This window comes from Sphingomonas sp. Root720 (genome assembly GCF_001428605.1).
GTDB lineage: Bacteria > Pseudomonadota > Alphaproteobacteria > Sphingomonadales > Sphingomonadaceae > Rhizorhabdus.
This window is the reverse complement of the sequence record NZ_LMID01000001.1, coordinates 644,172-665,894: the sequence shown is the minus strand read 5'-3', so window position 1 is coordinate 665,894 and position 21,723 is coordinate 644,172. Positions and strand designations below refer to the sequence as shown.

The window sequence follows — 21,723 nt, the reverse complement described above, 5'->3', positions numbered from 1 at the left end:
TGGCAATATCATGGAGATATGTCGGCGATCATGGCCGATCTTCGGAGGATGTGATGGCCAGCCTGCTTTCCAACTGGGACATGATCGACGCCGGCAAATATGCCGACGAGAACGAGGTGATCCGCACCCTGCTCGATCGCCAGCCGCTGAGCGACCAGGAACGCGCCGCCATCGTCGCCGAGGCGACCGCGCTGGTCGACGGCGCACGGGGGGCCACGAAGAAACAGGGCGTCGTCGAGAGCTTCCTCCAGCAATTCTCCCTCGGTACGCGCGAGGGGCTGGCGCTGATGTGCCTGGCGGAGGCGTTGCTGCGCACCCCCGATGCCGACACCCGCGACCGGCTGATCGCCGAGAAGATCGGTTCGGCCGACTGGGCCAGCCATCTCGGCCAGTCCGACAGCCTGTTCGTCAATGCCTCGACCTGGGGCCTGATGCTGACTGGCAAGCTGGTCGACGTCGACGAAGAGGCGAAAAGCGACCTGGGCGGTTTCCTCAAGCGCATCACCGCGCGGGTAGGCGAGCCGGTGATCCGCCAGGCGGTCGGCGCCGCCGTCAAGATGATGGGCGAGCAGTTCGTGCTCGGCCGCACCATCGGCGATGCGCTCGCGCGGGCGCGGAAGGAGGACTATCTCTGCTCGTTCGACATGCTGGGCGAGGGCGCCCGCACCGCCGCCGACGCGGCGCGCTACGAGCGTATCTATGCCGACGCGATCGAGGCGGTCGGCAAGGCTTCCAGGGGCGCCGGGCCCGAACTGGGCCACGGCGTCTCGGTCAAGCTCTCGGCGCTGTGCCCGCGCTATGAGGCGGTGCAGGAAGCCCGCGTCTGGGAGGAGCTCTATCCCCGCGTGCTGCGGCTCGCGCTGATCGCCGCCCGCCACGACCTCAACTTCGCGATCGACGCCGAGGAGGCCGACCGGCTCGTCATCTCGCTCAAGATGATCGAACGGCTGGTGAAGGAGCCCGAGCTGGGCGACTGGAAGGGGCTGGGCGTCGTCGTCCAGGCCTATCAGAAGCGCGGCCTGGCCGTGATCGGCGCGTTGCGCGACCTGGCCGAGGCGAGCGGCCGGCGGATCATGGTCCGTCTCGTCAAGGGCGCCTATTGGGATAGCGAGATCAAGAAGGCGCAGGTCGCGGGCCGCCCCGATTATCCGGTCTTCACCACCAAGGCGGCGACCGACCTGTCCTATCTCGTCTGCGCGCGTGCGCTGATCGACGCCAGCCCGGCGCTGTATCCGCAGTTCGCCAGCCACAACGCCCATACCCTGGCGGCGGTGCGCGCCATGGCAGACGGCGCGGGCGTCACGATCGAGCACCAGCGGCTGCACGGCATGGGCGAGGCGCTCTATGCGGCGGCGGAAAAGCGCTACGGCGACTTGCGCCTGCGCGCCTATGCGCCCGTCGGCGGGCATGAGGAATTGCTGCCCTATCTGGTCCGCCGCCTGCTGGAGAACGGCGCCAACACCAGCTTCGTCCATGCCCTGCTCGACGAGCGGGTGCCGGCGGACCTGGTCGTCGCCGATCCGATCGGCGCGGTCGCGGCGCATCCGGCCCGCCACGCCCGCATCGCGCTGCCCGCCGACATTTACGGCCCATCGCGGAAGAACTCGCTCGGCCGCGACTATTCGCTGGTCGAGACTCGCGGCCAGGCGGCCAAGGCGATCGCCCTGGTCGCCGGCGAGCGCGAGACGGCGGGAGCGATCGTCGAAGGCCGGCTGGTCGCGTCGGCGTCCGCGCCGGTGAGCAGTCCGGCCGACCGGGGCCGGGTGATCGGCCATGCCTCGACCGCGACTCCGGCCGACATCGATCGCGCCGTCTCCGTGGCGCGCAAGGCCCAGCCGGCGTGGAACCGCCTTGGCGGCAGCGGCCGGGCGGGCGTACTGCGGGCGATGGGCGACGCGCTCGACGGCGAGATGGACGCGCTCGTCGCCTTATTGTCGCTGGAGGCAGGCAAGACGCTCAACGATGGCGTCGCCGAGGTGCGCGAGGCGGTCGATTTCTGCCGCTATTATGCCGATCTGGCCGAACGGCAGTTCGGCGCGCCGACGCCGCTGCCGGGCCCGGTGGGCGAGACCAACCAGCTCGAACTGCGCGGGCGCGGCGTCTTCGCCTGCATCAGCCCGTGGAACTTCCCGCTCGCGATCTTCACCGGCCAGATCGCAGCGGCCCTGGCGGCGGGCAATGCCGTGCTCGCCAAGCCCGCCGAGCAGACCCCTCTGATCGCGGCGCGCGCCGTCCGCCTGTTCCACAAGGCGGGACTCGATCCGGCGCTGCTCGCCCTGCTGCCGGGCGACGGAGCGGCCGTGGGCGGGGCGATCGTCGACCATCCGGGGATCGATGGCGTCGCCTTCACCGGCGGCACCGAGACCGCCTGGGCGATCAACCGCCAGCTCGCCGCCCGTAACGGGCCGATCATCCCGTTCATCGCCGAGACCGGCGGCCTGAACGGCATGTTCGTCGACACCACCGCCCTGCGCGAACAGGTCGTCGACGACGTCATCCTCTCGGCCTTCGGCTCGGCGGGGCAGCGCTGCTCGGCGCTGCGCCTGCTGTTCGTGCCGCATGACAGCGCCGACGAGATGATCGCCACCGTGAAGGGCGCGATGGAGGCGCTGGTGATCGGCGATCCGGCCGACTCCTCGACCGACGTCGGCCCGGTGATCGACGCCGAGGCGAAGGCCGCGCTGGCCGCCCACCGCGAGCGGCTGGCGCGCGAGGCGGTCATCCTGCATGAATGCGCGGCCCCCGAGGGCGGCGATTTCTTCGCGCCGCTGATGGCCGAGATTCCCGCCGCCGACTTCCTCGAGCGCGAGGTGTTCGGCCCGATCCTCCACGTCGTCCGCTACGACCCGGCCGACCTGGCCAAGGTCGCGGGCCGGCTCGCCGCGCGCGGCTACGGCCTGACGCTCGGCGTCCACAGCCGGATCGAGCGCTTCGCCGACGAGGTGCGCGCGCTGGTCCCGGCCGGCAACGTCTATGTGAACCGCTCGATCATCGGCGCGGTGGTCGGCGTGCAGCCGTTCGGCGGCGAGGGGCTGTCGGGCACCGGCCCCAAGGCCGGCGGACCGCATGCGCTGCTGCGCTATGCGACCGAGCGGGCGGTCTCGGTGAACATCACCGCACAGGGCGGCGATCCGGCCTTGCTCAACCTCTGACGCTCGGCTGCCGGCGCGGCCGTGTTGCGGGTGGCGAACATCAGCAGCCGGCCGAGCAGGCTCCACTGACAGCTTCCGACGTTGCGCATATGCTTCACCACTATCCTTCCGTCCGGCCCTATTGCATGAACGCATGACGGCCCCATGACAGCGGGCGGCATGGGATTCGGGACCGCAATGCTGATCGCGGCAGGCGCGCTGCTGGGGGTGATCTTCGGCAGCTTCATCGCGACGATCGTGATCCGCTGGCCGCAGGGCCGGTCGGTCGCGCGCGGCCGATCAGCGTGCGACCATTGCGGGACGGCGCTCGGCCCGGCGCGGCTGGTGCCGATCCTCAGCTATGCCGTGCAGCGCGGCCGGGCTGCCTGTTGCGGCGGCCGGATCGACCCGGTCCATCCGCTGACCGAGCTGCTCGCCGCTGCGATCGGCGTCGTGAGCGTGGTCGTGGCGCCCGATCTTCCGCAGGCGATCGTCGGCGCCCTGTTCGGTTGGCTGCTGCTGGCCCTGGCGATGCTCGATCTCCGTCATTTCTGGTTGCCGAACGCACTGACCGGAACCCTGGCAGCGGCCGGGCTCGCGGTCGGCCTCGCGGGGTTTCCACCCGATCCGATCGACAGGATGGCGGGGGGAGCGGCGGGGTTCCTGCTGCTGGAGGCGGTACGCTTCGGTTACCGGCGCCTGCGTGGCCGCGAGGGCATGGGCGGCGGCGATCCCAAGCTGTTCGGCGCGATTGGGCTGTGGCTCGGCTGGCACATGCTGCCGCTCGTTCTGCTCGGCGGGGCGCTGGCGGGGTTGGCGGCGGCGCTCCTGCTCCTGCTGGCGGGCCACCGACTGGGCGCGACCTCGCGCCTGCCCTTCGGCCCGTTCCTGGCGCTCGCAGCCTGGGGCGTGTGGATCGCCGGTGCCGCGGGAACGATCGCGGGCTGAGGCAGGCCTCCCTCATTAAGTCGTTCGATTATGGACAGGATCGCGCTTGCCCGCGCCGGCGCCTCGCCTAAACAGGGTCCGGGGCAGGAGGGCATTTCATGACCGTAAGATTCATCGCGGCCGTTCTGGCACTGGCCGCAACGGGCGCTTCGGCACAGACCGATCTCGCCACCGCCTTCGGCGCGCGCGAGCAGATCGAGCAGATCAGCCTGTCGCCCGACGGATCGCGGCTCGCCTATATCGTTCCGACGAAGGGGCAGGGATCGGCGCTGCTGACCTATGCGCCGGGCATCGACAAGGAGCCGAAGGTCGCGCTTGTGATGAACGGCGAGCCCGATCGACTGTCCGGGTGTAACTGGATTGCGAACGATCGCCTCGTCTGCGGAATATGGGGGCTCGCTCGACCGCCCCAGCTCGCCACGGCCGGCATCATACCCTATTCGCGGGTCGTCGCGATCGATGCCAATGGCGGCAATCCGCGCATGCTCAGCACGACGGGCAACAGCGCTTCGCGCGGCTTCAACCTGCGTGGCGGCGAGGTGATCGACTGGCTTCCCGACGAGGATGGCAGTGTCTTGATGACCCGGCTGCAGCTCCCCGATTCCCGGCTGGGTACCCGGCTGGGCAAGAGCGAGGGGGGCATGACCCTCGACAAGATCAATACCCGCAATCTGAACGCGGCGCGCCTGGAAACCGCCGAGGAGAATATCGCTACCTATCTCAGCGACCGGCGCGGCACGCTGAGGATCAAGGGGGTGGCGCAGCGGAATGAGGCTGGCCGGGACACTGGCGTCACGCGCTATTATTATCGGCAGACCGGCAGCAAGAAATGGGAGCCGCTGTCCGACTATAACTATGTCACCGACGCCGGCTTCGAGCCGGATTCGGTCGATTATGAGCGCAACGCGGTCTATGGCTTTCGTAAGAAGGACGGGCGCAAGGCCATCTATCGCAGGTCGCTCGACGGATCGCTGCGTGAGGAACTTGTGTTCGCCCGGCCCGATGTCGATGTCGACGGCGTGGTGCACATCGGCCGCCGCAACCGGGTGATCGGTGCCAGCTATGCCACCGACGTCCGCCAGGCCAATTATTTCGATGCCGATCTTGCCAAGCTGCGCGAATCGCTGGCCAAGGCGCTGCCAAAGCAGCCGAATGTCCGCATCGTCGATTCGAGCGTCGACGAGAAGAAGCTGCTGATCTGGGCGGGCAGCGACGATGATCCCGGGGTCTACTACATCCTCGACCGGACGACGAAGGAGATGGCGATCTTCCAGCCGGCGCGTCCGCAATTGGAGGGGGTCCGGCTGGGCGAGATGAAGCCGGTTTCCTATCCGGCCGCCGACGGCACGATGATTCCGGGCTACCTCACCCTGCCGGCCGGCAGCGCAGGCAAGAATCTCCCGACGATCGTCATGCCGCATGGCGGGCCCAGCGCGCGGGACGAATGGGGGTTCGACTGGCTTGCCCAATATTATGCGGCGCGCGGCTTCGCGGTGCTCCAGCCCAATTTCCGAGGTTCGTCGGGTTATGGTGAGGACTGGTTCCTGCAGAATGGCTTCAAGTCCTGGCCGACCGCGATCGGCGACATCGACGATGGTGCGCGCTGGTTGATTAAGCAGGGGATCGCCGATCCTAAAAAGCTCGGGGTCGTCGGCTGGTCCTATGGCGGTTATGCCGCGCTCCAGTCGGCGGTGGTCGATCCGGCCCTGTTCAAGGCGGTGGTCGCGATCGCGCCGGTCACCGACCTGCCTCTGCTCAAGGAGGATTCCCGCTGGTGGAGCGATTATCGCATCGTCAGCGATTACATCGGATCGGGCCCGCAGATCCAACAGGGGTCGCCCGCGCGCAACGCGGCGCGGATCAAGGTGCCCGTCATGCTGTTCCACGGCACGATGGACCGCAATGTCGACGTCGAACAGACGCGGGTGATGGACAAGGCGCTCACCGCGGCCGGGGTCCCGCACAAGACCGTCATCTTCGAGAACCGCGACCACCAGATCGAGGACAGCGAGATGCGCGCGCAGATGCTCCGCGAGAGCGACGCTTTCCTGCGGCAGTCGATGGGGATGTAGCGAAGCCGGCTATCCCGCGTGCGGCAAAGCGCGCCAGACTCCCTCGGTCGCCGATCCCGCCGCGGCCGCAGGTATCTCCGGCTTGCGCTCGACCCTGCGAGGCATGGCGTCGGTACTCGACGTTCCGCCGTCATCGCTGCCGTTCGATTCGGGGCCCCTGCACGGACCCGAGACGCCGGTCAGCCCGACCGGCCGCTATCTTGCGATCTTCATCTATCCGCGCGGGGACGGCTGAGCCGTCCCGTTCGCCGCCATCGCGAGATAGGCGGTATAGCCGACATGGTCCGACAGCATCGAACCGTCGGCTTCGCGGCCGAACGGGGTGGCGATGCGGCGCACGACCAGATCGGTCGCGCCGCCCGGGATCAGGAACTGCCAGTCCTTGGCGCGGCGGCGCGAGCTTCGCGCATCGGCCGACAGTCCGTCCGCGCATGCCGAAAGCACGTCGCGCGGCACCGTGCCGTGATGGCGCGCGAGCACAGCCATCACCATCGCGCGGCGCCGGGGGCTGCGGCCGATGTTGAAATCGCCCGCGACGATCATCGGCATGCCGGGAAGGTGGTTGGCGGCAAGGAACCGGTCGAGCGCCCGGACCTGTCGGCGGAAGGCCGCGTCGGCGCGGTCGATGGCGACCCCGGAGGCACGCTTCGAATTGAGGTGGAGGTTGACGACCTCCACCGGGTGGGGCTCGCCGGGCACCGCGATCACCGCCATGACGATCCCCTTGTTGGCGAGGCAGTCATAGCCCGCGCAGGCCGCGGTGGGGAAGGCGGCGCGGCGCACCGAGAGGATGGGATAGTCGGACAGGATGACGAGCCCGCTGTCGAGCAGCTTGCCGCTGCGCTCGCCTTTCAGGAAGGAGGCGTCGGCCGCGAAGGCGCGGTCGGCGGGCATCTGGGCGGGTTCCCCCGGCAGGTCGCTGGACGGACCGAAGGCGGCATAGCGATGGCCCGATGCGGTCCCGATCGCCTTGGCGTCGTCGGAAAACGCCTCCTGCAGCAGGATGACCCGGGGCTGGATCCCGGCGGCGCGCATCGCCGCCAGCCGACGGCCGATCCGGGCGAGATCGTCGCCGCGCCCGAAGCGGGCGGGCCACGGGAGGCCCTCGACATTATAGGTCATCACCGAAAGGCCGGCTTCGTCGCGTGGCGCGGCAGACGGCAGGCCGGGCTGTTCGCGGGCGGCGCCGCGCGTCGCGAGCAGCAGGAGAAGTCCGCCCAGAAAAAGCACGAACGCGCCCTGCCGACGGGACAGGCCCCGCCGTACGATCCCATCCATCGGCGACCTCCGCAAAGCTCTGTCCGCGGCACGCACCCCTCGGCCGCTGCGGTGCGCTTCCTATGCCGAAGGACGGCGAAATATTTTTGACGGCCGCGTTGCGCTTCCTGTCGGATTCGGGGTCAATTCGGCGTCCTCGGATGGCGGCGGTTGCGCGGTCCTGGCCGGGACGCGATCATGGAACCGGCCCGAAAGGAGATTGGCATGCTGTACGCGATCCTCTGCTACGATTCCGAAGAGGTGGTCGGCGCCTGGAGCGCGGAAACCGAGACGGCGGTGATGGGGCGGCTCGGCGCGGTCCAGGACAGGCTGCGCGCCGAGGGGCGGCTGGGGCCCGTCGCGCGACTGATGCCGACGAGCGCGGCGACCACCGTCCGCAAGGGCGCGGAGCCGCTGGTGCTCGACGGCCCCTTCGCCGAGACCAAGGAACAGCTGCTCGGTTTCTATGTCGTCGATTGCGACAGCCTCGACGCCGCGATCGAGGTCGCGGCCGATCTCGGTCGTGCCAGCGGCTCGGCGGGCGCGCATGAGGTACGGCCGCTGATGGTCTATCGTCCGGGCGACGCCGGCGCATCGTGACCGACCTTGCCTGGATCGATGCGGCGCTCAACTCCGCCCGGCCGCGCGCCGTCGCGGCGCTGCTGCGCTACTTCCGCGACATGGACATGGCCGAGGAGGCCTATCAGGAGGCATGCCTGCGCGCCATGACCCGCTGGCCCGAGCAGGGGCCGCCGCGCGATCCGGCCGCCTGGCTGATCCTGGTCGGCCGCAACAGCGGGATCGATGCAGTCCGCAAGGCCGCGCGGACGCAGGAACTGCCCCCCGAGGACCAGCTGTCGGACCTCGGCGATGCCGAAGCGGGCCTCGCCGACCGGCTCGACGAAGGCCAGTATCGCGACGACATCCTGCGGCTGCTGTTCGTCTGCTGTCATCCCGACCTGCCCGCGACCGGCGCGATCGCGCTGGCGCTCCGCATCGTCTCGGGCCTGACCGTCGCGCAGATCGCGCGCGCCTTCCTGGTCGGCGAGAAGGCGATGGAGCAGCGCATCACCCGCGCCAAGGCACGCATCGCCGACGGCGGCGTCCCGTTCGAGACGCCGGGCGCGATCGAGCGGGCCGAGCGGCTCGGCGCGGTCGCGGCGATGGTCTACCTGATCTTCAACGAGGGCTATTCGGCGAGCGGCGCGGAGGCCGGCGCGCGCGAGCCGCTGTGCCGCGAGGCGATCCGCCTCGGCCGGCTGCTGCTGCGCCTGTTTCCGTCCGAACCCGAGATCATGGCGTTGGTCGCGCTGATGCTGCTCCAGCATGCGCGCAGCGGCGCGCGGCTCGATGCCGACGGGCAGGTCGTCCTGCTCGAGGACCAGGATCGCGGCCGCTGGGACGACCGGATGATCGCCGAGGGGCTCGCATTGCTCGACAAGGCGATGCGGCACCGCCGGCCCGGCCCCTATCAGGTGCAGGCCGCGATCGCGGCGCTTCATGCGCGGGCGAAGCTGGCGGCGGCGACCGACTGGGCCCAGATCGAGCGGCTCTATGCGACGCTGGAACTGATGCAGCCGTCTCCGGTGGTCACGCTCAACCGCGCGGTCGCGGTCGGCAAGCTGGCGGGGCCGGAGGCCGCGCTGGACCTGCTGGCGCCGCTCGACGAGCGGCTCGACGGCTATTTCTATTATCATGGCGCACGCGGCGCCTTCCTCGACCAGCTCGGCCGGGACGAGGAGGCGCGCGCTGCGTTCGGCCGCGCGATCGGGCTGGCCGGCTCGGCGGCCGAGGCGGCCTATATCCGCCAGCAGCTCGATCGGCTGTCGCAGCCGAAATAATCGCACCATGCTGTCGGATCGCGCCGGCAGCGCCCGTCGTACCGACGCAAGACCGACAGGAGAAGCCAGATGCACGAACTGACCCTGACCCGCCTGATCGATGCCCCGCGCGACAAGCTGTTTCGCTGCTGGACCGATCCCGAGCTGATACCGCTATGGTTCTGCCCGCCGCCCTGGGGTGTCTCGAAGGCCGAGGTCGACCTGCGGCCCGGCGGTTCGAGCCTGATCGTGATGCGCGGGCCCGAGGGGCAGGAAATGCCCAATCGCGGCGTCTATCTGGAGGTGATCCCGAACGAGAAGCTGGTCTTCACCGACGCCTTCACCAGCGCCTGGGAACCCTCGGAGAAGCCTTTCATGACCGGCATCCTCACCTTCGAGGACGAGGGCGGCAAGACCCGCTACACCGCGACAGTCCGCCACTGGACGGCCGAGGACAAGGCCCAGCACGAGGCGATGGGATTCCACCAGGGGTGGGGGATCGCGACCGACCAGCTCGAGGCGCTGGCGAAGACGATCTGAACCGGCCTCGCGGCATGAGGGTGGTTTTGCAAGAAGTCGGGGGTGGGCTGCGATCGACGGCCAATGGGGGGAGACCGGATCGCGTCACGGGGCGGTGTGCCCACCCCCGGCCCCGCCGTAGGGACCGGCGGGGATTCCGGATCAGGCGAGCCGGCCGCGCCGGCCGCCCTCATCGCCGAGATAGGCGAGCAGACCTTGCGCCTGGCCGCGCGAATAGCCCGAGGCGACGAAGCTGCTGACGTCCTCGTCGGCCAGCTGGTCGGTGTGATGACGGACCATCGAAGCGAAGCGGCGCAGGCTTTCCAGCCGCGGATCGGCGAGCGGGCGGGCGAGGCGGATGCCAAGCGCCCACTCGACGAACCGGCCGAAGCGGCTGTTGGGAGCGATCTCCCGCGTCGCGTCGATGCGCTCGGCGAGACTGATCACCCTGAGTTCGGTGGACGAGAACAGCCCCGCATCGGAGGCCGTCGCCGTCCTGGTTTCCCCATCGAGGGGGGAGAAGCCGAGATAGGCCATGACAATATGTCCCCTGACCAGATGTTACAGATCGGTACGTGGTATGGATGATCACGTACCGTTCGGTCACATCGTCGTCAAGGCGAAGCTTGCCGTCCGCCCAAACTTATTCTGTCAGCCCTGACAGAAAGGCTGAAGCGGCTCAGAAATCGAGCTGGGTCCGCAGGGTCACGCTGTCGACGCCGTAGCCGTGGCGATAGCCCGACGGGAGCGCAGTGGCGAAACCCGAGAAGGCTCGCGCCGACGGCCCGCCGGAAATATCGACATGGGCATATTGGAGCATGAACTTCACATAATCCATCGGCAGCCAGATCAGGCTCGCCTCATAGGCCTTCGATGTACCGCCGTTGACATAGGTGATGTCGTTGCCGGCCAGCACCAGCCCGGGGGCGACCCGGTCGTTGAGGTCGGTGAAGTCGAAGCGGCCGTTGACCTGGAAGGCGCCCCAGCCGCCGTCGGTGATCGGACGCAGCACCTTGGTCCGGTCCCAGCGCCCGGTCTTGTAGCCGCGCGTCTCGCCGGTCAGGAAATAGCCGAGCTCGACATAGCCCGTCCGGAACTGCGGATCGCCGGCCAGGAAGTTGGTGGTGCCCGGCGCATTGTTCGTTCCGAACCCATGGTCGGCGTCGAGGCCGCGGACCCAGACATGCTGATATTCGCTCGCGAAGTGCAGCGAGCGATAGACGAAGGCGATCTCGCCGCCGAGGATATCGTCGCCCTTCGCGGCGAGGGCGCCCGTATCGATGAAGCGTTCGTTCGAGACCTGGCTGTAGGGCCGCTGGCGGTAGCGGATATTCTGCTGGTCGGTCGGCGAGACGCGGTGCTGGAACTGAAAGCCGACATGGGTCTGGAAGTCGCCCAGCTTCGGGGACGCGTAGCCGCGCACGCTCGCCTGCCAGCCGGTGCGCGCGACGTTGCCGTTGGCGACATCCTCCGAATAGACGCCCGCGGCGAGACCCCACAGGCTCGCCGGGTCGGTATAGGCCAGCGTCGCGCCGACCCGGCGGCCATAGTTGAAGGCGTCGACCGCCCCGCCGCGTTCCATGAAGCTGGTGAAGCGGTTGCTGGTCATCAGCTCGAGGCTGGACAAGGGATATTGATGGCCGAGCGTGAGGCTCCAGGGGCTTCCCGGCCGCTGGTAGCTGATGATCATGTCCTCGTAATTGACGCCGCCCTGCGAGAGTTCGAGCTCGAACTTGTAGGCGAAGCCGGCGGGCATGCTCCCTTCCATGCCGACGATCAGGCGACGCGCCCGCGTGTTCCAGCCCAGATTGTTGGTGTTGACGCCGGTGCCGGCGCTCGTGCCCGAAACCGGCACCAGTCCGGCGATCTTCCTGGGCAGCGAGACATAGCCCGCATCGAACTGGATCACGCCCTTCGGCTTGAAGCTCCAGCCGTCGTTGCCGGCCCAGCTCGGCGCGCCTTTCCAGCTCGGCTCGACCTTGCCGACCTTGGCCGACAAAGCGGCGAGCTGCGCCTGCAGGGCCTCGACCTGGGTCTTGAGCGCCGCGATCTGGGCGGCGGTTTCGGCGCTGCCTGCCGACGGCGCCGAGTCGGCCGGCGCCGCATCCTGTGCCCGTGCGGCGCCGGCGGGCGCGAACGAGGCTGCCGCCATCAGTGTAAGGGCGTGGCTAATCTTCACGGCAATCCATCCCGGCGAGGCCTGTGCTTCGATCGTCCGGACGCCCCACCTAGGATTGCCGGAGCGCGGCCCCTCGCATCGGCGGCGCGCCTGTTGCCCAGTGCTACACTTTTGTTGCAATATCGTGACGAAACATTGCTCAATATGGCCGGGATACGATGCTGCGCGGGAAGCCGTTGTAACATTGCTGTAACAGGGCGGGATTAAGCGGGCCTCGCGTCGGTGGACCCCGGCATCGGAGACTCTGCATGTTCAAGAAATTCGTCGCCTCGCTGAGCGCGAGCCTGATCCTAGCCTCGGGCGCGGTCTCTACCGCCCACGCCGCCAGCATTTCCGGCGCCGGCGCGACTTTCCCGGCGCCGCTCTATGCCAAATGGGCCGAAACCTATAAGGCGACCACCGGGATCGGCCTCAACTATCAGGCGATCGGTTCGGGCGGCGGCATCAAGCAGATCAAGGCCAAGACCGTCGATTTCGGCGCTTCGGACAAGCCGCTCAAACCCGCCGAGCTGGCGGCCGCCGGTCTCTACCAGTTCCCGACCGTGATGGGCGGTGTGGTTCCGATCGTGAACCTGCCCGGCATCAGGCCCGGGCAGATCAAGTTGACCGGCACCCTGCTCGCCGACATCTTCATGGGCCGGATCCGCAAGTGGAACGACCCGCGCATCGCGGGCCTCAACCGCGGCGTGCGGCTGCCGCCGCTGCCGATCACCGTGGTCCATCGCTCTGACGGTTCGGGCACCTCCTTCCTGTTCACCAGCTATCTGGCGATGAAGAATCCCGCCTGGGCCGCCAAGGTCGGCGCCAGCGACGCTGTATCGTGGCCAACCGGCATCGGCGGCAAGGGCAATGACGGCGTGTCGGCCTTCGTCAAGCAGACGATGGGCTCGATCGGCTATGTCGAATATGCCTATGCCAAGCAGAACCGGGCGACCTTCGTCCTGCTGCAGAACAAGTCGGGCCAGTTCATCGCCCCGGCGGCGGGCAACTTCACGGCAGCCGCGGCCGGTGCGCAATGGGCCAAGGCTCCCGGCAACTATATCCTGCTGCTCGACCAGCCGGGTGCGAAGGCCTGGCCGATCACCGGCGCGACCTTCATCCTCGTCCACCGCAATCAGCCGAACCCGGCGACTGGCGCCAGCGTGCTGAAATTCTTCGACTGGGCCTATAAGGGTGGCGACGCCGCGGCTTTGCGGCTCGACTATGTGCCGCTGCCGGCGGCCGTGAAGGCCCTGGTCCGCAAGCAATGGCTCACCAGCGTCAAGGCGGGCAACAAGCCCGTCTATGTGGCACGCTGAACCGGACCGTAGCCGATAGCTTCGGAAAAGGCGGGAGCGCGACCGGCGCTCCCGTTGCCTTGAAAGGGAAACATGGCAAGCGCTGCTCCACCTGATACCGAACGCTTCGGTTCGTCCGGCTCGGCAGGTGAAACCCTGTTCCATGCCGCCTGCCTCGGCGCGGCGACCCTGCTGCTCGTCACGCTGGGCGGGGTGGTGGTGAGCCTGGCCATCGGCGGCTGGCCCGCCATCCAGCAATTCGGCTTCGGCTTCCTCACTTCCAGCGAGTGGAATCCGGTCACCGAGGTCTACGGTGCCGCCGGGCCGATCGTCGGCACGCTCGTCACCGCGCTGCTGGCGCTGATGTTCGCGCTGCCGCTGGCGGTCGGCGTGGCGGTCTTCCTGGTCGAGTTCTGTCCGCGTCCTGTCGCTCGTCCGATCGCGATCGCGGTGGAACTGCTCGCCGGCATCCCGTCGATCGTCTACGGCATGTGGGGCCTGTTCGTCCTCGCGCCCTGGTTCGCCGAGCATGTCCAGCTGCCGCTGATCATGGAGGCCGAGCCCGGCTCCTGGCAGGAGACGCTCTTCTCCGGCGTTCCCAACGGCGCGAACATCTTCACCGCCTCGGTGATCCTGGCGATCATGATCCTTCCCTATATGGCAGCGGTGTTCCGAGAGCTGTTCATGACCATCCCGCCGCAGCTGCGCGAGGCGGCCTATGGGCTGGGCTGCACCCCGTTCGAGGTTACCCGCTCGGTCGTCATCCCCTATGTCCGTCGTGGCATGGTCGGCGTGATCATGCTCGGCCTCGGTCGGGCACTGGGCGAGACGATGGCGGTGACGTTCATCATCGGCAATGCCCATGGCTTCCCCGATTCGATCTTCGCCTCGGGCTCGACGATCGCCTCGACGATCGCCAACGAGTTCGCCGAGGCGACCAGCGACATGCACAGCGCCGCGCTCATCGCGCTGGGCCTCGTCCTCTTCCTGATCACCTTCGGGGTGCTCGCGATCGCTCGCGCGCTCCTCGGCAGCCAGCGTCACTGAGGGGATAGACATGGACCGCGCCCTCGTTCGCCGCATCTCGAACATCGCCTTCATCGTTCTGACGGCGATCGCGACCCTCATCGCGCTGACCGCGCTGGTGCTGATCCTCTGGTCGCTGCTCAGCAAGGGCATCGGCGGGATCGACAGCAAGATCTTCACCATGACCCAACCCGCGCCGGGGTCGGAAGGCGGCCTGTCGAACGCGATCATGGGATCGCTGATCATGTGCGGCATCGGCCTGGCGATCGCCGTCGTCGTCGGCGTCCTCGCCGGCACCTGGTTGTCCGAATATGGCGGCGACACGACCTATGGCCATGTCGTCCGCTTTCTCAACGACGTGCTGCTGTCGGCGCCGTCGATCCTGATCGGCCTGTTCGTTTACGAGATATTGGTGCGGCCCTTCCATGGCTTCTCGGCCTGGGCGGGTGCCATCGCCCTGGGCATCCTCGCCATGCCGATCGTGACCCGGACGACCGAGGACATCCTCAGCCTCCAGCCGAGCGCGCTGCGCGAGGCGGGCATGGCGCTGGGCGCCAGCCGCGCCTTCGTGATCCGCAAGGTCATCTGGAAGTCGGCGCGCGCGGGCCTCGTCACCGGCGCCTTGCTAGGCTTCGCGCGGATCAGCGGCGAAACCGCGCCGCTCCTCTTCACCGCGCTCGGCAACCAGTTCTTCTCGACCGAACTGACCCAGCCGATGGCCAGCCTGCCGACCACCATCTTCCAGTTCGCCCTGTCCGCCTATGACGACTGGCAGCGCCTGGCCTGGGTAGGCGCGCTGCTGATCGCCGTCGCCGTTCTTTCCGTCAACATCATCGGGCGGATCCTCGCCCGGGAGGCCCGCCCTTCATGACCGACCTTCCGTCGCACCTGTCCGAGGAAGTCCATCTCGCCTTCCCATCGCGGGATAATCTCGCGATCGAGGCGCGCAAGCTCGACTTCTTCTACGGCAAGACGCAGGCGCTCTACGGCGTCGACCTGCCCGTGGAACGGCACAAGATCACCGCGCTGATCGGTCCGTCGGGCTGCGGCAAGTCGACCTTGCTGCGCGCGCTCAACCGCATCTACGATCTCTATCCGAAGCAGCACGCGGTCGGCCGCATCCTGCTCGACGGCCACGACGTGCTCGCCGACCGGAAGAGCCTCCAGGCATTGCGCGATCGCGACGGCGGCGCGGACGACGCGACGATGGTCCGCTCGCCGGTCGACGTCGCGGGCCTGCGCGCCCGCGTCGGCATGGTCTTCCAGAAGCCGACGCCTTTCCCGATGTCGATCTACGACAATGTCGCCTTCGGCGTGCGGCTGTATCAGCGCAAGAGCCGGGCGGAGATGGACCAGATCGTCGAGAAGGCGCTGCGCCGCGCCGCGCTGTGGGACGAGGTGAAGGACAAGCTCCATTCGTCGGGGCTTGGTCTGTCGGGCGGCCAGCAGCAGCGCCTGTGCGTTGCGCGCGGTATCGCCGTGGAGCCCGACGTCCTGCTGCTCGACGAGCCGGCTTCGGCGCTCGATCCGGTATCGACCGCCAAGCTCGAGGAAACGCTGATCGAGCTGCGTCAGGATTTCACGATCGTGATCGTCACGCACAATCTTCAGCAGGCGGCACGCATCTCCAACTATACGGGCTTCATGTATCTCGGCCGGATGATGGAGTTCCAGCCGACCGAGGAGCTCTTTGCGAACCCGCGCGGCCAGCGCACCCGCGATTATGTGACGGGCAGGTTCGGCTGACATTCGACCACGGGGCTCGGCGGATCCGTCGAGCCCGAGAGTCAGCCCGCGAGCGGCACCTTGAGCTCGCAGCGCGTGCCGCGATCGGTGGTGGTGCCGCTGCTGATCTGGAGATCGGCACCGATGCCGCGCGACAGCAGATCCATCAACTTCGATCCGGTGCCGTCATTTTTCACCGGGTTATAACCGGCACCATCATCCTCGATCGTGATCAGGACATTGCCCTCAAGGTCTGGACGCACCCATACCGCGATCGCACCGAGCCCATCGGGAAAGGCGTATTTGGCGGCGTTAGTCAGGCATTCGTTGACGATCAGCGCGATCGATACGGCGGTCTGGGCGGGGACCTCGATCGGCTCGGCGTCGAAGCTGAGGTTCACGCCGGCCGGCAGCATTCCCTCGCGAATCCGCTCGCAAATCTCGCGCAGATGTTCGTGCAGCAGGACGGTCGACAGGTTCGCGCTGCTCAGCGCAAGATTAGAATAGACCGAGGCCAGCGACTGGAGTCGCCCGGCGGCAGCCTGGAGCTCGGCACGAAGGTCGGGATTCTCCTGGCCCGCCGCGCGCGACAGCAGCAGCGACGCGGCAATCTGGAAATTATTGCGGGTGCGATGGTCGACCTCGCGCAGCGCCAGCGATAGCAACTCGACATGGCGCTGCTGTTCCTCGCGGAGGCGAACGGCGGTGGCGCGGAAGGAGGCGACCGCCCATGCGGTCAGGAGAAGCGACGCCGTCGCGACGACCAGGCCGACGCCAAGCGGGAAGTCGATCGCGAAACCGCGCTGCGGCGGGATCACGAAATACCAGATGAGCATCTGGCAGAGCACGGTCACGATCACGCCCGATCGCAGGCCGGCGATCAGGCAGGCGAAGATCACCGCCGGGAAGACGAAGGCATAGGCGAGCACGCCCGGCGCGAACACGTCGACGACCACGCGTCCGGCGACGGCAAGCCCCACTGCCGCCATCGCCACTACGACGTCGGTCATCAGATCCGGTTTCCGCCCGGCCAGCCGGTGCGGAAGATCAAGGATAGCGGATATTGCCCCAGCTCCCATTTGTCCGGCGCGAGACGCCGAACGATGCCGTTTGCCCTCCGGCGACCGGCATTCTATCCGCCAATCCGATGGAACGAAAGTCATTCCGCCGGAAATGCATCCGTCTTCAGCCGCCGATCAGGCGTGCGTTGCGCAAATGGCCCATCGCCCGCTCCCGCGCGCTCGCCGCATAGCCGATCCGTTCGAGGAAACCCTCGGGATCGCCGGCGATCGCGGCGCTGCCGGTCTCGAGTTGGGACCATGCGGCCCGGGCGCGGGGAAGGTCGCCGATCATCGCATAACCGATCGCGCTGAACAGGAAGAAGCGGCCGTGCTGGCCCAGCACCGGCGGCGCCATGTGCGCCAGCGCCTCGCGCGCGACGGCCTGATCGTCGCGCGCGATGGCGAGCAACAGCAGTGGCGCGTAGAAGCGGCCTTCCGGATCGTCGTCGAGGGCGATCGCGCGGCGGATCATCGATTCGGCGCGCGGATCGTCGCAGTCGAGCAGATAGACCCCGACATCGGCGAGCAGCGTCGGATCATAAGGCTGGAGCTCGCTCGCGCGGATCGCGAAATTGATGGCCTGCGCACAGGCGTTGCCGGCCACCGCGACGCGGGCGCGGGCGGCGTTGCTCCAGGCATCGAGCGGATCGATCGAGGCGGCGATCTGGGCGTGGCGGCGGGCGGTCAACAGCAGCGCGGGCCGGTCGCGCGGATCGGTATCCGAGCTGACCATCGTTTCGATCGCAAGCTGGGCGGCGGCGGCTTGCAGTTCGGCACTGGCGGGCCCGCTCCGCAGGCTCTTCTCGATGCAGGCGCGGACATGGCGAAGCTCCTCCGTCGTCCGATCCTTGCGGTACCGGTGATAGAGCAGGAGGCAACTGTAGCCGGCGGCCTCGATGCCGCCATTTTCCTGCAGCTCGTGTGTGGCGACCAGGCCGTTGACGCGGCCGATCGTCGCGATCATCGGGGCCAGGCGCCGTTCGAGCGCCTCGCCGTCGAGCTGGCGGATATCGCCGAGGCCGATGTCGCCCGACCAGATCAGCCGATCCGGCGCCACGCGCGACAGGCGCAGAAACAAGCGGGGATGCTCGCCGTCGATCAGGTCGCCGCCGAGCCGATAGCGCGCCCGCGGTCCCTTCGCATCGGCCGGGCCGGTTCGGCGAAGCGGCCGCACGTCGAACATGCCGCTGCGTCCCAGCCCGTTGATCAGGGTGATGCGAACGAGATTGCCGAGCTGGCTGTTCCGCGCCATCGCCGTTCCGCCGATCTCGAGGACGGGGCGTTCGCGGCCGGCATCGGGCGCGATCGTCCGCATCGGCAGGACGCGGAGCAGCAACACCGTGGCCAGGCAGGCCAGCAGCAGCAGCACGGCGATATGCCATCCGAACCGGGGCGGGCGCTGGGGCAGGGGGGAGGCGGTCGCGTCGTCCGCATCCGGCCCGGGCTCGGGTTCGGCGGGTTGCAGCGCGACGCGGTAGCGACCGCTCGGGACCGTCAGGCGCAGGCCGTTGACCGGCTGATTTGCCCGATAATGATTGTCGAGCATGCGCCGCAGGCGTCCGACCTGGACGCGCGGATAGCTATCGGCGCGGGCGTCGTAATCGGGCGCGCGGCCAAGGCCGTCGACCGCCACCGAATAGGCCTTCAGCTGATCGCCGCGGCCGGCGGCGGTCTCGTTCACCAGGAAGGTCAGAAGCCGCTTCATGATCGGCGCCCGCGCGAAATCGGCGGATGCGATGACGGCGTCGAGTTCCTCGCGCATCAGATCGGCATCGCCCGCCACGGGCTTCGCGGGGCGAACGATCGCCTCCCCTTCGCCCCGATCGGCCGTCACCTCGCGCGCGTCACTCATCTCGAAAATGGGGGATAGCCCGAAAAGGCGCGCAAGTCATTCGCAGATTGAAGGGGTGCCATCATCGCGACTGTAACGGTTACAGAGACGGAGAGACACTGCCAGCCGCCAGCCGCTAGCGGTTTGGTCGTCGGCGCAGTCCGCTGCAGTCCATCGCCCTGGGTATCCATATCCTACCCCCAACGGGATGTCGGTGCTCCGGGCATGGTGAAACGGTCGATCGTCCGCTTGGCCCCCACCAACGGGCGATCGGCCTTTTTCACAGATAGCACCAACGGGCGATCGGCCTTTTTCACAGATAGCGACGAGCGCGCCTGACCGGCCGCCGCGCATGTACCGCGCCTGCGCCGCGCGACGACCCGTCACGTCCCTGATATCCGCGCCGGTGCTGTGGAGCCCTCCGCCAGCGCTTCCGTTCGCGTTCCGTCCAAAACGGTCGCGAAAATGGATCAAGCTAGGAAGTGGAGGCCCGAGCCGGAATCGAACCGGCGTGCAAGGATTTGCAGTCCTCTGCGTAACCACTCCGCCATCGGGCCGGGTGTGGGCGCGGGGAATGGCGGGAGGGCGAGGGAATGTCAACCGGCATCGATGCGGATAGGCGAAGCATGCGGGAGATCGCGCTTGGCGGCGATGAGGCGACGCGATAAAGCCTTGAAGCGCTTTCAACTGTATTGTATGTCTAAGACACTAAAGGCGGGTAGAGCCAGTGACCGAACAGAATTTTGAGCAAATGCGGCAGGCCATGGTGGTGAGCCAGCTGCGCACCACCGGCGTGAGCGATCCGCGGGTCGTCGCGGCGATGGGCGCGATCGCGCGTGAGCGCTTCGTCGGGCCCGAGATGGCCGCGGTTGCCTATGCCGATCTGCCGCTGCGGATCGCGCCGGGCCGGTCGCTCAATCCGCCTATGGTGACGGGCCGGCTGTTGACCCAGGCGCAGGTCGTGCCGGGGGACAATGTCCTCGTCGTCGGCGCGGCGACGGGCTACACGGTCGCTCTGCTCCTCAAGCTCGGCGCCAGCGTGGTCGCGGTGGAGGAGGATGCCGATCTTCTCTCCGCCGGCAAGACGGCTGTTCCCGGCGCCACCTGGGTGAAGGGGCCGCCGGCTTCGGGCAGCACGAAGGGGGCGCCCTATTCGCTGATCCTGATCGACGGCGCGGTAGAGCGGATTCCGCAGGCGTTGATCGACCAGCTCGCCGATGGCGGCCGGCTGGTCGGTGCGCTGATCGACAATGGCGTTTCCCGGCTGGTGTCCGGGGTGCGTGCGGGGAGCGGATTCGGCGTGGCGGCGTTCGCCGACGCGGACTCCGCCGTGTTGCCTGGGTTCGGGGTGCCCGCCGCATTCAGCTTCTGACAGGGATGGAATAGGTGAAACTCAAGCTTCGCGGAGCGGCCGCCGGCCGCTGGGGTGTGTCCGTTGCAGTGCTGGCGTCGGTGGGCCTCGGCACGCCGGCGGCCGCCGACACGCTGCGCGAAGCGCTGACGCGGGCCTATGAGACCAATCCGACGCTGACGGGCGCGCGGGCGGGGCTGCGCGCCACCGACGAGGATGTCGGCATCGCCCGGGCCCAGGGGCTGCCCGACGTGAGCGCCAGCGGTTCCTACAACGAGTTCGTCAAGCGCTCGGCCAACGCCTTCACCCAGCCCGAGCGCTCGCTCGGCGGTTCGGCGACGGTGTCGATACCGATCTACCAGGGCGGCTTCGTCCGCAATTCGATTCGCGCGGCAAAGGCGCGGGTCGAACAGGGCCGTGCCGGACTGCAGGCGACCGAGAGCAACGTCTTCACCCAGGCGGTGGCGGCATATATGGACGTGATCCGCGACACCGCGATCGTCGATCTCAATGCCGGCAACGTGAAGGTGCTGGAGACCAATCTCCAGGCGAGCCGCGACCGCTTCGAAGTCGGCGACCTCACCCGCACCGACGTTGCCCAGTCCGAAGCGCGTCTCGCCGGCGCCCGCGCCAATCTTCAGAGCGCGCAGGCGCAGCTCGATGCGAGCCGCCAGACCTATCTCGAGGTGGTCGGCAAGTTTCCCGATGATCTCGAACCGCCGCCGGCCCTGCCGGGGCTGCCCAGCATGTCCGAGGACGCGGTCGACATCGCGGTCGACAACAATCCCGATCTCGCCGCGGCGAAACAGGCGGCCCGCGCCGCCGAATATGATATCGGCGTGGCCGAGGCGTCGCGCATGCCGCGGCTCAACGCGGTCGGCTCGGGCGACTATGTCGACTATCGCGGTACGCTCGCGGGTGGCGCCGCCGGCGTCCGGCAGATCGACAAGACGGCGACCGTCAGCCTCCAGCTGCAGGTGCCGATCTACCAGGGCGGCGAGCCCGGCGCGCGCGTTCGCCAGGCGCAGGCGCGCAAAAGCCAGGCGATCGAGAACCAGACCGCGCTCGAGCGGGCGGTGATCGCCGACGCGCGGACCGCCTTCGCGCGCTACCAGGCCGCGCTGGGCGTGATCGATTCGTCGCAGGTCGCGGTATCGGCCAACGAACTGGCGCTCGAAGGCGTGCGGGCCGAACAGAGCGTCGGCAACCGCAACCTGCTCGACGTTCTCAACGCCGAGCAGGAACTGCTCAATTCCCGTTCGACCCTCGTCTCGGCAAAGCGCGACGCCTATGTCGCGGGCTTCGCGCTGATCGCTGCGATGGGGCGGGCCCAGGCCAAGAATCTCGGCCTCGACGGCGGGTCGCTCTACGATCCGGTCGCCAATTACCGGCGCGTCCACGGTCGTATCTGGGACTGGGACAGCGACCCAAGGCCGAAGCCGGTGGCGACCTCGACCTTCAAGGAGCCGAGCGTTTCGGCGGTGCCCTCGCACAGCCCGGTGGAAAGCCCCGCGAAATAGCTTATA

Annotated in this window: 18 protein-coding genes and 1 tRNA gene; 13 read left to right on the top strand and 6 right to left on the bottom strand. The window is 68.1% G+C overall.

The features are described from left to right. The first annotated feature begins 53 nt into the window (after window positions 1-53). From putA to ASE22_RS27840, 4 genes are all read left to right on the top strand, one after another. Window positions 54-3,152 carry a bifunctional proline dehydrogenase/L-glutamate gamma-semialdehyde dehydrogenase PutA gene (gene putA, locus ASE22_RS03045; RefSeq protein ID WP_056354767.1) on the top strand — a complete coding sequence of 1,033 codons (3,099 nt, stop codon included), beginning with the start codon at window positions 54-56 and terminating at the stop codon, window positions 3,150-3,152. Window positions 3,153-3,311: 159 nt separating this feature from the next. Next, window positions 3,312-4,079 (top strand): prepilin peptidase, encoded by a 768-nt coding sequence (locus tag ASE22_RS03040; protein ID WP_056354765.1) that lies wholly within the window; start codon window positions 3,312-3,314, stop codon window positions 4,077-4,079. Window positions 4,080-4,177: 98 nt separating this feature from the next. Then, a complete protein-coding gene (locus ASE22_RS03035; RefSeq protein ID WP_056354762.1) occupies window positions 4,178-6,151 on the top strand; it encodes a S9 family peptidase in 1,974 nt (657 codons plus the stop codon). A 103-nt stretch (window positions 6,152-6,254) separates the two neighbouring features. Then, window positions 6,255-6,386 carry a hypothetical protein gene (locus ASE22_RS27840; RefSeq protein ID WP_268801322.1) on the top strand — a complete coding sequence of 44 codons (132 nt, stop codon included), beginning with the start codon at window positions 6,255-6,257 and terminating at the stop codon, window positions 6,384-6,386. On the opposite strand, the gene ASE22_RS03030 is transcribed toward ASE22_RS27840, so the two are convergent. Then, a complete protein-coding gene (locus ASE22_RS03030; protein WP_056354759.1) occupies window positions 6,365-7,429 on the bottom strand; it encodes a sphingomyelin phosphodiesterase in 1,065 nt (354 codons plus the stop codon). The genes ASE22_RS27840 and ASE22_RS03030 overlap by 22 nt on opposite strands. 204 nt (window positions 7,430-7,633) lie before the next feature. Between ASE22_RS03030 and ASE22_RS03025 the strand changes: the two genes are divergently transcribed. The 3 genes from ASE22_RS03025 (at window position 7,634) to ASE22_RS03015 (ending at window position 9,768) form a co-directional block, all read left to right on the top strand. Further along, the gene (locus ASE22_RS03025) at window positions 7,634-8,008 is read left to right on the top strand and encodes a YciI family protein (protein ID WP_056356264.1); all 375 of its coding nucleotides are present in this window, start codon (window positions 7,634-7,636) and stop codon (window positions 8,006-8,008) included. After that, window positions 8,005-9,249: an RNA polymerase sigma factor gene (locus ASE22_RS03020; protein ID WP_056354757.1), complete on the top strand. Its 1,245-nt coding sequence runs from the start codon at window positions 8,005-8,007 to the stop codon at window positions 9,247-9,249. The genes ASE22_RS03025 and ASE22_RS03020 overlap by 4 nt, the downstream gene beginning before the upstream one ends. 69 nt (window positions 9,250-9,318) lie before the next feature. Beyond that, window positions 9,319-9,768 (top strand): SRPBCC family protein, encoded by a 450-nt coding sequence (locus ASE22_RS03015; RefSeq protein WP_056354754.1) that lies wholly within the window; start codon window positions 9,319-9,321, stop codon window positions 9,766-9,768. Between the two features lie 141 nt (window positions 9,769-9,909). Here ASE22_RS03015 and ASE22_RS03010 read toward each other — a convergent pair whose 3' ends face one another. After that, entirely contained in the window at window positions 9,910-10,284 is a 375-nt protein-coding gene (locus tag ASE22_RS03010; protein WP_056354751.1) for a hypothetical protein, read from the bottom strand. Between the two features lie 142 nt (window positions 10,285-10,426). Continuing rightward, window positions 10,427-11,899: an OprO/OprP family phosphate-selective porin gene (locus ASE22_RS03005; RefSeq protein ID WP_056354748.1), complete on the bottom strand. Its 1,473-nt coding sequence runs from the start codon at window positions 11,897-11,899 to the stop codon at window positions 10,427-10,429. 275 nt (window positions 11,900-12,174) lie between these two features. On the opposite strand from ASE22_RS03005, the gene pstS reads away from it, so the two are divergent. The 4 genes from pstS to ASE22_RS02985 all read left to right on the top strand — a co-directional run bounded on the left by pstS (window position 12,175) and on the right by ASE22_RS02985 (window position 15,975). Beyond that, a complete protein-coding gene (pstS, locus tag ASE22_RS03000; protein ID WP_056354745.1) occupies window positions 12,175-13,224 on the top strand; it encodes a phosphate ABC transporter substrate-binding protein PstS in 1,050 nt (349 codons plus the stop codon). Window positions 13,225-13,296: 72 nt separating this feature from the next. After that, window positions 13,297-14,250 carry a phosphate ABC transporter permease subunit PstC gene (pstC, locus tag ASE22_RS02995; protein ID WP_056354742.1) on the top strand — a complete coding sequence of 318 codons (954 nt, stop codon included), beginning with the start codon at window positions 13,297-13,299 and terminating at the stop codon, window positions 14,248-14,250. 10 nt (window positions 14,251-14,260) lie between these two features. Next, window positions 14,261-15,100, top strand: coding sequence for a phosphate ABC transporter permease PstA (pstA, locus tag ASE22_RS02990; protein WP_056354739.1), 840 nt, complete (start codon window positions 14,261-14,263; stop codon window positions 15,098-15,100). Further along, window positions 15,097-15,975 (top strand): phosphate ABC transporter ATP-binding protein, encoded by an 879-nt coding sequence (locus tag ASE22_RS02985; protein WP_056354738.1) that lies wholly within the window; start codon window positions 15,097-15,099, stop codon window positions 15,973-15,975. The genes pstA and ASE22_RS02985 overlap by 4 nt, the downstream gene beginning before the upstream one ends. A gap of 41 nt (window positions 15,976-16,016) precedes the next feature. On the opposite strand, the gene ASE22_RS02980 is transcribed toward ASE22_RS02985, so the two are convergent. From ASE22_RS02980 to ASE22_RS02970, 3 genes are all read right to left on the bottom strand, one after another. Continuing rightward, window positions 16,017-16,964 (bottom strand): sensor histidine kinase, encoded by a 948-nt coding sequence (locus ASE22_RS02980; RefSeq protein WP_235536518.1) that lies wholly within the window; start codon window positions 16,962-16,964, stop codon window positions 16,017-16,019. 175 nt (window positions 16,965-17,139) lie between these two features. After that, entirely contained in the window at window positions 17,140-18,867 is a 1,728-nt protein-coding gene (locus ASE22_RS02975) for a hypothetical protein (protein WP_056354735.1), read from the bottom strand. A gap of 462 nt (window positions 18,868-19,329) precedes the next feature. Continuing rightward, window positions 19,330-19,403, bottom strand: a tRNA-Cys gene (locus ASE22_RS02970). A 170-nt stretch (window positions 19,404-19,573) separates the two neighbouring features. On the opposite strand from ASE22_RS02970, the gene ASE22_RS02965 reads away from it, so the two are divergent. Both ASE22_RS02965 and ASE22_RS02960 read left to right on the top strand, forming a co-directional pair. Further along, window positions 19,574-20,218, top strand: a complete 645-nt coding sequence (locus ASE22_RS02965; RefSeq protein ID WP_082545713.1) for a protein-L-isoaspartate O-methyltransferase family protein — start codon at window positions 19,574-19,576, stop codon at window positions 20,216-20,218. A 14-nt stretch (window positions 20,219-20,232) separates the two neighbouring features. Continuing rightward, entirely contained in the window at window positions 20,233-21,717 is a 1,485-nt protein-coding gene (locus tag ASE22_RS02960; RefSeq protein ID WP_056354732.1) for a TolC family outer membrane protein, read from the top strand. Window positions 21,718-21,723: the final 6 nt, after the last annotated feature.